This window comes from Dactylosporangium sucinum, from assembly GCF_014647515.1.
GTDB classification, from domain to species: domain Bacteria; phylum Actinomycetota; class Actinomycetes; order Mycobacteriales; family Micromonosporaceae; genus Dactylosporangium; species Dactylosporangium sucinum.
Map to the genome: position 1 here is coordinate 12138 of NZ_BMPI01000111.1, position 12207 is coordinate 24344.

12 protein-coding genes and 2 pseudogenes are annotated in these 12207 nt (G+C 68.9%); 8 read left to right on the forward strand and 6 right to left on the reverse strand.

From position 1 onward, the window contains the following. Nucleotides 1-106: pseudogene (locus IEZ31_RS57935) on the reverse strand (transposase); the annotation flags it as partial. An 83-nt stretch (nt 107-189) separates the two neighbouring features. On the opposite strand from IEZ31_RS57935, the gene IEZ31_RS53020 reads away from it, so the two are divergent. From IEZ31_RS53020 to IEZ31_RS53035, 4 genes are all read left to right on the forward strand, one after another. Then, entirely contained in the window at nt 190-1209 is a 1020-nt protein-coding gene (locus IEZ31_RS53020) for a transposase (protein ID WP_190257791.1), read from the forward strand. Nucleotides 1210-1299: 90 nt separating this feature from the next. Beyond that, nucleotides 1300-3504, forward strand: a complete 2205-nt coding sequence (locus IEZ31_RS53025; protein WP_190257792.1) for a hypothetical protein — start codon at nt 1300-1302, stop codon at nt 3502-3504. Nucleotides 3505-3770: 266 nt separating this feature from the next. After that, complete coding sequence (locus IEZ31_RS53030; RefSeq protein WP_190257793.1) at nt 3771-4085, forward strand: hypothetical protein; 315 nt, start codon at nt 3771-3773, stop codon at nt 4083-4085. 2 nt (nt 4086-4087) lie between these two features. Then, on the forward strand, nt 4088-5506 hold the full coding sequence (locus tag IEZ31_RS53035; RefSeq protein WP_190257794.1) for a DUF6745 domain-containing protein: 1419 nt from the start codon (nt 4088-4090) through the stop codon (nt 5504-5506). Nucleotides 5507-5550: 44 nt separating this feature from the next. Here the strand turns inward: IEZ31_RS53035 and IEZ31_RS53040 are convergent, their stop codons facing one another. Both IEZ31_RS53040 and IEZ31_RS59945 read right to left on the reverse strand, forming a co-directional pair. After that, nucleotides 5551-6075, reverse strand: coding sequence for an IS5 family transposase (locus IEZ31_RS53040; RefSeq protein WP_373294861.1), 525 nt, complete (start codon nt 6073-6075; stop codon nt 5551-5553). A gap of 43 nt (nt 6076-6118) precedes the next feature. Continuing rightward, nucleotides 6119-6259, reverse strand: a pseudogene (locus tag IEZ31_RS59945) (transposase); the annotation flags it as partial. Nucleotides 6260-6345: 86 nt separating this feature from the next. Between IEZ31_RS59945 and IEZ31_RS53050 the strand changes: the two are divergent. Further along, nucleotides 6346-6660 (forward strand): hypothetical protein, encoded by a 315-nt coding sequence (locus IEZ31_RS53050; RefSeq protein WP_190257796.1) that lies wholly within the window; start codon nt 6346-6348, stop codon nt 6658-6660. Here IEZ31_RS53050 and IEZ31_RS53055 read toward each other — a convergent pair. Continuing rightward, nucleotides 6657-7457, reverse strand: coding sequence for an AfsR/SARP family transcriptional regulator (locus tag IEZ31_RS53055; protein WP_190257797.1), 801 nt, complete (start codon nt 7455-7457; stop codon nt 6657-6659). The genes IEZ31_RS53050 and IEZ31_RS53055 overlap by 4 nt on opposite strands. 2 nt (nt 7458-7459) lie before the next feature. Further along, a complete protein-coding gene (locus tag IEZ31_RS53060; protein WP_190257798.1) occupies nt 7460-9208 on the reverse strand; it encodes an RCC1 domain-containing protein in 1749 nt (582 codons plus the stop codon). Between IEZ31_RS53060 and IEZ31_RS53065 the strand changes: the two genes are divergently transcribed. Beyond that, on the forward strand, nt 9198-10943 hold the full coding sequence (locus IEZ31_RS53065; RefSeq protein ID WP_190257799.1) for a hypothetical protein: 1746 nt from the start codon (nt 9198-9200) through the stop codon (nt 10941-10943). The genes IEZ31_RS53060 and IEZ31_RS53065 overlap by 11 nt on opposite strands. On the opposite strand, the gene IEZ31_RS53070 is transcribed toward IEZ31_RS53065, so the two are convergent. Beyond that, nucleotides 10936-11304: a hypothetical protein gene (locus IEZ31_RS53070; RefSeq protein WP_190257803.1), complete on the reverse strand. Its 369-nt coding sequence runs from the start codon at nt 11302-11304 to the stop codon at nt 10936-10938. The two genes, IEZ31_RS53065 and IEZ31_RS53070, sit on opposite strands and share 8 nt — an antisense overlap. Before the next feature lie 115 nt (nt 11305-11419). Here IEZ31_RS53070 and IEZ31_RS53075 point away from each other — a divergent pair, with 115 nt between their 5' ends. Next, nucleotides 11420-11803, forward strand: coding sequence for an IS5 family transposase (locus IEZ31_RS53075; RefSeq protein ID WP_190257800.1), 384 nt, complete (start codon nt 11420-11422; stop codon nt 11801-11803). Between the two features lie 8 nt (nt 11804-11811). Then, nucleotides 11812-12129: a transposase gene (locus tag IEZ31_RS53080; RefSeq protein ID WP_373294862.1), complete on the forward strand. Its 318-nt coding sequence runs from the start codon at nt 11812-11814 to the stop codon at nt 12127-12129. The last annotated feature ends 78 nt before the right edge of the window (nt 12130-12207 follow it).

Consider the following 12207-nt stretch of genomic DNA (forward strand, 5'->3'; position numbering starts at 1 on the left):
CCTCGTTCGGGAAGTGCCCACGCGCCCAGACCGCACGCCGGATCCGGGCGTTGACCGACTCGATCGCGTTCGTGGAGCACACCACGGTGCGGATCTCGGCGTCGAAGAGCCTGTCGCAGAATGCGTATCCGCATGGACCTGCATGAGGCTGGTTTGAGATCATGTGTTGTGGCAAGGTCTTACCGCCCAGTGCAGCGTGATCAGCCGTTCTTGTTGCCGCCGGACATGCGGGAGTGGCTACCGGCGGATCACGTTGTGTGGTTTCTGCTGGAGACGGTGGAAGCGTTGGATACCAGCGGGTTTCACCGCCGGCGGCGGCTGGGCGGCGCTGGCGCCGCGGGTTTCGACCCGGACATGCTGCTGGCGTTGCTGATCTACGCGTACTGCCAGGGCGTGCGGTCGTCGCGGCAGGTCGAGCGTCGGTGCGTGACCGATGTGGCCTTCCGTGTGTTGTGCGCCCGAGACATCCCGGACCACGCGACAATCGCACAGTTCCGCGCCGAGCACGAGGACATGTTCGCGGCGCTGTTCACCCAGGTGTTGCTGGTCGCGGCCGGGGCAGGGTTGGCCCGGCTGGGAACGGTCGCGATTGATGGCACCAAGATTCCCGCGAACGCCTCGATTGACGCCAACCGCGGCGAGGAATGGCTGCAGGCTCCAGTCCGCCTCATCGTGACAGAAGCGCGGCAAGAGGATGCTGCGGAACAGGCCGCATGCGCCGCGGCCGGGTCGCCCGGCGGTGATGACGTTGACGGGGAGCGACTGCCGGCGCGGTTGCGAGATCGTAGCCATCGGGCAGAGCGGATCCGTCAGGCCGCGCGCGAGGTGGCCGAACACACGCAGCGCAACGAACGCGCGCAACAGCAACGCGAAGAAGCGGCGCTGGCCCGTCGCCGCCGTTCCGAGGCCGGCGGACCGGTGGTCGGACGAATCCCCTACGGTCCGCATCGGCTTGCCGAGGCCCAAGCGCACCTGGCCCGTGAGATCACCGCGCACCAGGCCAAGTTGGACCGCCATGCGGCGATCGTCGCGGCAGGCCGACGGCCGATGGGAAGACCTCCAGTGCCGATGGAGCAGTCAACCCGGGTGCAACGAGCTCGACGCGTCGTCCAAGCTGCGATCGACGCCGACACGAAGGCCGCGGCGGCCGGCGAACCAACGGATCCCGCGTGCTCGATGGAACGGGATGGAACGCCTTCAAGTAGATGATCGATGGGCGGCGCTGCCCTGCTGAATAGGGCGCGATGTCCGGGTTGCACATTTCAGACACCCGCTATGTGTCGTGAACCATGTGAAAGGATGCTGATGTCGCTCTCGGCTGCCAAAGGCCGCGTGAACCTCGCACAGGAGAACCTGGAGTCGGGCCGCACCGACGGTATCGAGTCGATGATCGATACCGCCGAGGGTTATCTGGACGGGTTACCGGACGAGGAGGCAGCGCCGGTACGGGCGCAGATCGCCGCGATCCGCGCAGAGTTGGCCGGCAGGATGAGCCCCGAGGATGAGCTGGCGATCCGCGGTGCCCGGTACAAGCTGAGGCAGGTCGCGGACTGGATCGGGATGGACTACCCGGCCGACCAGATCGAATCGGGCATCCGCCTCGCCCTGGAATACCTGGTGAGCGTTCCGGATGTACACAAGGCGCCGGTACTGGAGGAGATCGCGGATTTCCGGACCCAGTACCAGGGTGGCTCGGGCACGGCCCCGGCCACCACCCCGCCCGCTACCATCCCAGCCACCACGACCACGGCTGCGGCGCCCATCGTGGCGCCGGGGGCACCGGTGTCCACCGATCCCGTCTCCACCGAGCCCGGCCCCACCGACGACGAGCTGAGCCTCATCCGCCGGGCGAAGACCAGCCTCATGTGGGCGAGGGAGAACAAGGACGAGGACAAGGTGCGGGAGGCCGAGGAACTCCTCAAGGGTGTCGGTGACGTCCATCGGGCTTCACTGCTGGAGGAGATCGGCGCGATCCGCCAACAGATCGCCGAGGCGGAGAGCGCGGAGAAGATCCGCCAGGTCACGCAGTTCATCGACGTACGCTTCGAGCCAGCGGAGGAGGGTGACGCGAGCTCGCTGGCGTACTGCTTCGGACGGCTGGCCAGTGACGAGGTGCGAAGCGTGCTACCCGCGGCGATGATGGAGCAGTATCAAGCCCGCCTCGCCGCGGCCTTCGACAGTCGAGTCGTCGCGCTCAAGGCGAATGCCCTGGAGCGCGCGGAGCCGCTGTTGCGCACGCTTGAGGGGTACCTGCGACGCGACCTGTTCGTGGGGCTCGGTGAAGGCGAGACCTACCGCATCGTCAGCGAGTGCGGCAACCTCACGTCGCGCGTGCTGCACGAACTCCAGGCCGCCGGCCACGTCGACAGCTTCGGGGTGTGGGCCGAGGCCCGCGACGAGGTGGCCGAGGACGACATGCGGGCGGTGAACGCCAGGCTGGTCGTGGCCGAGGACGATGCCGACTTCCGTGCCGTCCGGGCCAGGCTCGCCGCCGCCGAGGAGACGATCGCCGCCGCGCTCGCCGCCTGGCGGAAGGTGCAGCTCGCCGCCGAGGTCGCGGACACCTGGCGCAGGGTCAGGGGAGAGTTCGAGGGATGGGTCCAGGAAACGGTACCGGCCGACCGGCGGCCGTTGGAGCCAGCGAACCTGCCCTTGACGCGCCTCTCCATCATCTGCACTCGATCCATGCTGGAGGAACCGAGAACGCTCGAGATCCGCCGGGACAACGCGGGCGAATCGACGATCGAGGCGACGTACCAGGACGCCGAGCAGGTACTGCAAGCGGCTCGCGCGAAGGTGGACGCGGCGTTCGGGCAGGTGATGGACGAGGCCGAGCAGGTGACCCTGCCACTGGACGAGTTCGGCGCGTTCGACCTTGGCAAGCTCGCCACCGACCAGCAGACCGCCGCAGACAGGTTGATCAGCGACCTGCAGCACAGCCTCGCCGACTCCGGCTACCTGGAACCCGCCGTCGCCCGGGTGCGGCGCCTCAACGAGCGCCGGCAAGCAGAGATCGCCGCCGCGATCCAGGCACGGCAGGAACTGTACGACCGGCTGACGGCTGAGGCAGAAGCGGCGTGGCCGGCGATCGTCGCGGCGACCGGCGCCACTGCCGGCTTCGACCCGACCGATCCCGCCAAGGTCGGCACGGTCGTCCTGCTTGAGCAGGTCTACAACCGGGCGCGCTGGGAGTTCAACAGCTGCGACTTCGCGGTGCGGTGGGGCAGCACCCCGGTCGGCGGCGGGTACGCGGACTACGTGCAGCGGACGCTGGAGCACGCGTGGTACGAGTTGAAGCTGGACGTCAACGACCGCATCCCTTGGGACCTGGTCGGCGTCGTCGAGGGCCCAGGCAAGATCGGCGAGCGGACCACCCGGATCCTCAAGGACACGAACACCAACCTCGAAATCGGCAAGATCGAGGAGTGGCCGCCGGTGGACTGCACCTGGCTGCGCATCATCGCGCTGCACGCCGGCCCGGTGGCAGTCGGTCCGCCGAAGTAGAAGTAGCCAATCGCCGACGCACGCGGCCGACGACGATACAGACGGGTCGGGTGCAGGGTAACCCCGGCACCCGACGCCACAGGCGTTGGACGGTGTCCTCGACCGCCTGAGTTCCAGGGCAGGGCGACCGCGTCGAGGTCCTTGAGCAGGCCAGCGGCGAAGTCGCGGAGCTCGGGAAACGGCCCGGCGGTGGCTGTAGTTACATTGCGAGTATCGCGATCTCCGTCGCATGGCCCGAGGGATGCCGCTGGTCCCACGCTGCGTCAGTGCGACTCGACATGGCCGCCGCGCAGGCCGCCGGCTGCGCTGACCCGATGGAGGTACGCCAGGTGCCTGCCGAGCAGCCGATGGTGGATCCGACGATTCGACCCTCATCTGCGCTCTGGCGCATTCGATCCGGGCACAGCCCCGCCGAGGTGTTCGGCCAGGGCACCGCCCGGCTAGCCCAGCGCGACACTGCGGTCGGTGTTCGGGCGGTGTTGGCGCGGGCGCACGACAGGTTCGCCGGGCGGCCGGGCATCTGTCGGGTGCGTCGACGGCGGGAGTCCGCGCCGCAGGCGCGCGTCTGGATGGTCGACTGAACGTGGCTGCCGGGCGGATCGTCAAGGTTGAGCGGCTCACGCCGGAGCAGGAGGCGCTGGTTGTGGTGGTGCGGGACGAATGGCTGGTAGCAGGGTGGGCCACCGGGCCGGCCGACCGCCGGGCAGCCGAGCGGGGCGTGGCCGAGGCGTACCGGGCCGCCGGCCTGCAGCCGCCGCGGCTGGTGGTGTGGCTGGACTCCCCATACGCGGGAGCGATCGGCGCCTGGATGCTGGCTGAGGTCCGGGAGCGGGTCGGCTCCCAGGTTTGGGCCGAGGGCTGGTCCCGGGTCTGGGACCAGGTCCGGGCGCAGGTCGGAGAACAGGTTGCATCCGATGTGCTTGCTCAGGTCGGGCCGACGGTCGGGGACAAGGTCCTGGTCCAGCCCTGGGATCAGGCTTCGGAGGAGCTCGGGGCTCAGTTTGAGGCCCAGGTCTTAAGTCAGGTCTCGGCTCAGGTCTGGGCGCAGGTCTGGAGTCTGCGGCAGGGTGAGAAGCACATCGAGGCTTGCGTCCGGGATCAGGTCGGCAAGCGGGTCTGGAAGCAGGTCGTGGGTGATGAGTGGTCCGGGCATCGGGGCGCTCGCGCCGCCTGGGGGCCGCGGTGGGGTGATTCGGTGGTGTTCCACGACGTCTTTCGGCGTCTGGGTGTGTCCGGGTGCCAGCGGCTCGCCGGACAGATGACCGTGGCCCGCAACGCCGGCTGGTGGTGGCCGTTCCAGGACGCCGTCGTACTGACCGAACGCCCCACCGAGCTGCATCGCGACGATCAGGGTCGGCTGCACCATCCGACCGGGCCGGCCGTGCGCTATCCGGACGGTTTCGCCGTGTACGCCTGGCACGGCGTGCAGGTCGACGAGCGTCTCGTCACCGGCAGGTTGACCGGACGGAACTGGCTGGCCGCGGACAACGCCGAGGTACGTCGGGTCATCGCCGAACGCCTCGGCTACCGGCGAATTCTCGACGATCTGCAGCATGCTCTCGCGATCTGCCGGCGGGCTGGTGACCGCCACGGTGAGGGCAAGGCGTTGGGCGACCTCGGAGGGGCCCTGATCCACGCTGAGCGTTTCGATGAGGCAATCGACGTCCATCGGCAGGCCGCCACCGTCTTCGGCGAGTTCGGTTACCGCCACGGCGAGGGCACGGCGTTGAATAATCTGGGCGAGGCATTGCAACAGGTGCGGCGTTTCGATGAGGCAATCGACGTCCATCTGCAGGCCGCCGCCATCTTCGACGCGATCGGTGACCACCACGGCGAGGGCACCGCGCTGACCAACCTCGGCCTGGTTCTCCGCAATGCTGGACGCGTCGATGAAGCGCGGGCATGCTGGCTGTGGGCCCTCGATGAGTTCAACTCCTGTGATTCACCCGCCGAGTTCGAAGCAGTGAGGACCCTGCTCGACGAGACCGCATCCTCCGGATAGAGCCGTCCGTAGCTTCCAGCCCAAAACAACGCTAAGGCGGCGCCTCAGTTGGTGATCTTTGCGAGTCGGCGGTGGCAGATGAGGATGGCTGCGAGGTCGGCGAAGGCTTGGAAGTGCTCGGCTTTGCGTTCGTAGCGGCGGGCGAGGCGGCGGTTGTTGGTGAACCAGGACAGGCACGACTCGACGATCCACCGGTGCCGGCCCAGACGTTGCGAGGACTCGACGCCCTTGCGGGCGATACGGACCGTGATGCCTCTGCGGCGGATCTCGGCTCTGATCGCCTTGTGGTCGTAGGCCTTATCCGCATGCAGCTTCCCGGGCCGGTGGCGGGGCCGGCCGCGTCGGCCCTGCACGGGTGTGAGGGAGTCCAGCAGCGGGAACAGCAGCTGCGCGTCGGGGGTGTTCGCGGCGGAGGTCAGCACCTGCAGCGGCACGCCCCGCCGGTCGCACCAGACGTGGATCTTCGAGCCCGGTTTGCCGCGGTAGACCGGGTTTGGCCCGGTCAGATCCCCTTTTTGAGGCCCGGACACTGATCGAGTCGACGATCGCCCGCGACCAGTCGATCCCACCAGTGACGTGCAGCTGGTGCAGCAGCTCGTGATGGATCTGTTCCCACAACCCGTACCGGGTCCACTCGGTGAACCTGCGGTGCACCGTCGGGCGGGACACCCCGAAGAACGCCGCAGGCAGCTTCCGCCACGAACACGCGTCCTGCACCATGTACGCGATCGCCGCGAGGACGGCCCGGTCATCCGCCCGACACCGCCGAGCTCACCCGCTGGCTCGACACTCCAACGCCGCGCACCGCCGGCTTCCGCGACGACTTCTTCCTCAAAATCATGGCCGCCGCACACAGCCGGACCCCCGACGTCGTCCGCCGCGTCATCAGCACCCAACGCGGCTTCCTGCTCCGAGAGCTCCGCAACCTCGAAGTCCTGCGCCGCGACCACGACAACGACCCCGTCGTCGGACTCCTGCTCGCCGCGGCCGTCCGCCACGTCACCGCCGACCTCACCTTTCTCGACGACGCCGAACAAACCCTGCTCAGCGACAACGGCGAAACCCTCGCCCGCATCGCCCGACCTGCCACACCCGAACACCCGCAGGCCAACACCCCCGGCAGCGACGACCAGCGATCCGCTGCGGCTGGTTAACCACCACAAGCGCAGGTCGTCCTCGGTGAATTCGGTGCGGCGTGCCGACCCGTCCGCAGGTCGGCGGAGGCGCGCTCCCGCAGGATGTCGGCGCCGACCACGCCCGCGCGTACCCCGATGCGCAACGCCCCCGACGGTGCCCGGGCGGCTGCCCGGGTTGCCGCGGACAGGCGCAGACCTTCCCGCTCGAACGCGCGCTCACACGAGGACAGGTGGACCGAGGCCTGTGCCGCGTGCCCGGCCGTCACCAGGACCCGTAGGAACAGCTCCTGGGCGTCCTCGTCCAACGGCTCGAGACCGGCCGCCCGCCCGGCCGGAATCATGGCGGCCTCAGCATCACCGGCCGTGAGCAGCCACAGCGCCGCCTGGCGCAACTCCGCCATCGAACGCTTCGCGCAGGCGCCGCGGACCAGCAGCAACCAGGTGTCGAAGCGCGGGCAGTTCCGCAGCTCGATACCCTCCAGCAGAACGCCGCCGACGTCCGGTACCGGCAGCTGGCCCTCCCGCAACGCCCATACGTCGACCCAGAGTGCGTCACGCGGCACTGTCAGCGGATCACCCCGGAGCAGGTCCGCCCGTCCGAGGCACCGGCGGAGGTCCGCCGCACACCAGCGCAGCGCACCCAACGGGTCATGCGCGTCGCCGAACAGTTCTCGTGCCAGCTGGGCACGGCTGACCGGCTGCTCGGACAGGGCGACACGGGCCAGCACTGCCCAGGACTTCCGGCCGCGGGGTGCGGCCGGCTGCCCGTCGCGCTCGATCCGAGGACGGCCGAGCAGCCGCACCCGTGTCGTCACTGTCACGACGTTGTACCGCCGGTGATCGTGATCAGGTACAGCGCGGTGCTGGTCGACGCGCCGGCCGAGGCGCTGACCGACACCGCGAACGTCCCCTGTGGAGCGTCGGGTGCGGTGTGGACATCCACCGTGACCGGTCCGTTCGCGCCAATGGTCCGGCTGGACAGGGTCACCGAGATGCCGGACGGCAGGCCGAGCACCTGGAGCCGTGCCGTGCCGGTGAACGCACCCAGCGGGGTGAGCACCAACTCGGTCGACGCGGTTTCGCCCGGGGAGACCGTGCCGAACGGCTCGGCGAACGCGATCGAGAAGGTACCCTCCGCGCTGACCGTGAGCTGGTAGACCGCGTGCTGGCTGGGGATCACCCCACCCGGGTCGGTGGCGGTCACGGTGATCGGATAGGTGCCCGGCTGGGCGCCGGTGGTGGCCCGCAGCGCCATGGCCACTGGTGCGGCGGCGCTGATCTCGTTCTTCGTGGTGAAGACGCTGACCCCGTCCGGCAGGCCACTGATGTGCAGCGCCGCGGTCCCGCTGTAGCCGTTGGCGGGCGTGAGCCGGATCTGTGTGCCGACCGACCCACCAGGCAGGACGGTGCCCGTGGCCGGCGTGAGCCCGATCGAGAAACCGTGCGGCGCAAGGGCGTGGTAGTGCCAGTAGCCGGCACTGATCGCTGTGGCACCGGACAGGCCGGGAACCTTCACCGGTACCGCATGGTGCTCGTACGGTGCACCGCCCACCCAACCCCAGGCCCACACCTGCCCGGCACTGTCAAGCGCCAAGCTCGACTCGCGGCCGGCGGCGGCCGAGACGATGCCCGGCGGGAGACCCGTCACCCGGCGAGGTACCGGCTGGCGGAACTCGGGGTCATCGGCGACCTGCCGGTTGCCGTTGTACCCCCAGGCCCACACGGTGCCGTCGCCCCGAACGGCGACGTTGTGCCTGTCGCGTCCCGCGATGAACACGACGTTGCTGATGGAGATCCCGACGGGCAGCGGCTCTTTGGTGTTGGGACCGATCTGGCCCCACTCGCTGAAACCCCATGCCTGAACGCGGCCGTCGGGCAACAGCGCGGTGGAGGTCAGCCCGCCGGCCACGATCTGCCGGGCGGTCGTGATGCCCTTCACCTGGGCCGGGGTGGACCGATCCTCGAAGGTACCGTCGCCGAGCTGACCGTAGTGATTGAAACCCCACGCCCAGACCGAACCACCGACGCGAAGTGCGAGGCTGTGCGCACCGCCGGCCGCCACCGATGTCACACCGGTCAGACCGGGTACGGTGATCGGAACGAGCCGGTCGTCGCCCGCCGCGATGCCGAGCTGCCCGAACTGGTTCGCACCCCACGCCCTGACGGTGCCGTCCGCCAGCACGGCCAGACTGAACCGGTCGCCCGCCGCGACCTCGACCACGCCGCTGAGCCCGTCCACACGCTGCGGGCTGTTGCGCTGGGTGCGCGTACCGTCGCCCAACTGCCCGTCGGTGTTGGAACCCCAGGCCCAGACCTCGCCGCTGTCGGTCAACGCCAGTGAATGCAAGGGCCCGGCCGACACCTTGGTCACACCATCGGGAATCCCGACCGTCCCGACCGGCGTCGACGTGTCGCCGGTCGTCCCGTCACCCAACGTACCGTACGAGCCCGATCCCCAACTTACCACGCCAAGCTCCTGGTCGACGGCAGCGACCGACGGACTCGGTGCCGTCACAATCAGGGCCGCGGCCAGCGCTCCGCACGCCGCCACGCTCGTGAACCTCATTCACTCCTCCTCGGCTTACCGACACATTCATGCCGCCAACCCAAGAGGCGTGACATCCCGTTCCATCGAACGGAACTGTCAACTTCTTGGCTCTGGTCCGGAAAACACCGGTAGCGGAAGGAGCCGCAGCTGGATTCACACGGACCGTCACACGTGCGGCGTGCAGATTGGGCGGATGTCTTACCGCTCTCGATGGAAGGTGCCACTGCTGCTGGCGGTGGTGGCCGGTGCGACGCTGTCCGACTCACCCGCCACCGCCGCACCCAGCGCGCCGCAGGTGCCGGCCGCCGTCCTCGCACCGCCGCAGGTCTCCGGTACCTCGGTGACGCTCTCCTGGACCGACCAGTCGCCTGACGAGGACGAGTTCTGGGTGTTCCGCCACGACGCGGCGGGCGGCCCGTTCAGCCTCGTCACCTCGGTGCCGTCGACCAGCACGACCGGCACCGGCACAGTATACTCCACTGTGGACACCGTCCCGGCCGGGACCCGGCAGTGCTACGCCGTCACCACGTTCGTCTTCTTCGGGCGCATCGGTGACGAGTTCTCCACCGAGCAGTGCACGAGCGAACTGCCGGGGCTGCCCGTGCCGCCGGCGGGGCCCGGCGGCATCACCACCGTCGACCTGCCGCCGGACAATCGTGTGAAGCACGGGTTCGACCCCACCGGCGTGATAGGCAGGGACGGGCATGCCGTCTTCGCCTATTACCTTTTCCGCACCCCTTCCGCCACGCGGAACCTGCGGGTGGCATGGTGTCGCGACGACGCCTGCACTTCGGTCACCGCGACCACCATCGACGACTTCGGCTGGAACGGTCTCACGCCGGCGATCGCCATCGCCGGCGACGGCCTGCCGGTCGTCGCGTACGTCACCAAGTACGACGACCACACCGCCTACGACCTCAAGGTCGCCAAGTGCCTGACCCCGACCTGTACCGCGGCCTCCACGCAGTTCGTCGACCGCAACTCCGTCGTGCGCGGGGATGTCTCCATCACCATCGGCCCGGACGGACTCCCGCTGATCGCCTACGAGGACCGGCCGTCCGAGACACAGCCGGCAAAGGTCAAAGTGGTCAAATGCTTCGACCACCACTGCACCAGCAGCCGGCAATCCATCGTCGACACCGTCGGTCCCGACAACCTCGACGGCCAGACCGGCACGGCGATCGCCACCCTCCCCACCGGTCTCGCCATCCTGGCCTACCACGACGGCGCCCCGTACGGCGACCTGAAGGTGGCCCGCTGCCACGACACCGCCTGCACCGCATCGACAACCGTGACGGTTGACTCCGGTCCTGGGACGACCGGCGGCAGACCGTCGATCACGGTCGGCCGCGACGGCCTCGCGATCATCGCCCACGAACGCCGCGACCCCACCGAGCAACTCGTCGTCTCGCACTGCGTCAACGTGCTGTGCACCGCGACGACGAACACCGTGCTCGACACCACCGGCGCAACCTACACCGCACCGTCGATCACCATCGGCGCCGACGGTCTCCCCATCGTCGCCTACACCCACGAGTCCGGACCGTCACTGCGGGTCGCCCACTGCGAAAACCTCGCCTGCACAACCGCGACCAGATCTACCGTCGAAACCAACGGCACCCTCGGATGGCAACAACCAACCATCCTGACGGCACCCGACAACCGACCGATGATCGGCTACTTCGACCAGTCCCGAGATGCCCTGCGCATCGTCGACTGCGGCAACGTCCTGTGCCGCCCGCCGTTCAACTGAACCACCGAGCATCGGGTACGCGGCGCATCCGCACCGCGTACCCGGCGGCGCCGGCGACGAGAGCGCCTGCGGCATGACCGACGTCGCGCCAGAACCGGTATGTGCCCAGGGCGTCGGCGCGCCAGGCCGTCGACGATGTGCTGCCGGTCGCGCCGGAGATGGCGGGGTGCGGGCGGAGAACACCTTCGCGCCGCTGGATCACGACGGCGAGGTGATCGGGCCGGCGCAGGCGACGTCCGGGCAGTGCACGACCCGCAGCGTGCCGGTCGTCCACGTCGATGTAGGTGATCAGCTGGACTCCGTCGGCGCATTCCGCAACCGACGGCCGGGCGCCCACGCCGCTGGTGCTCTCCAGGGTCATCGTGGTCACCCGGGTGGGCCGCGTGTGACGCCGGCCGGGAGCCGCGGGAGACTTCCTGCAGCGCGCGGCGGGTCGTGGCGCTCAACCGTCCACAATAGACTGACGGCGGCCCATTGTGGACGGCATCCTGTACGTGGTGCGGACCGGCTGCGCCTGGCGGTACCTGCCGGCAGACTCCCCGCCGTGGCAGACGGTCTACTGGTACTTCAAGCAGTGGGAAGACGCCAAGGTCACCGAGGCGATGCTGGCTACGTTACGTGAGCAGGCGCGGGTCCAGCAGGGCCGTGACCCGCAGCCCTCCGCGGACATCATCGACTCGCAGAGCGTGAAGGGCGCTGACACCGTCGGCCGGGACAGCCGCGGTTACGACGCGGGCAAGAAGAGCAACGGCCGCAAGCGGTTCATCGTCACCGACACGCTGGGCCTGCTCATCGTCGTGGTCGTGCTGGCCGCGAGTGTCCAGGACCGCGATGGCGCCAAGACCACCCGGCGTACCTGACCACACCGATCCGGTTCGTCTTCGCCGACGGCGGCTTCGCCGGCAAGCTCGTCGACTGGGCCACCGCGATCCTGTGCACCACCCTGCACATCGTGCGCAAACCCACCGACCAGCAAGGCTTCGCCGTCATTCCACGCCGCTGGTGCGTCGAACGCACCCTGGCCTGGCTCACCGCACACCGCCGCCTCGCCCGCGACTACGAACGCCGCCCCGCCACCTCCGAAGCCATGATCCGCTGGGCCGCCATCAACACCATGACCAGCCGAATCGCCAGAGGCGAACCCGCCACCCGCCAACAACGCTGGCACTGGCCCGACGAATCATGACCTTCTCAAACACGCTCTGACTGGACGTTTGATTCTGGTTGGGATGGATAACGTCCGGTCCGCCCATCGACAGTCACT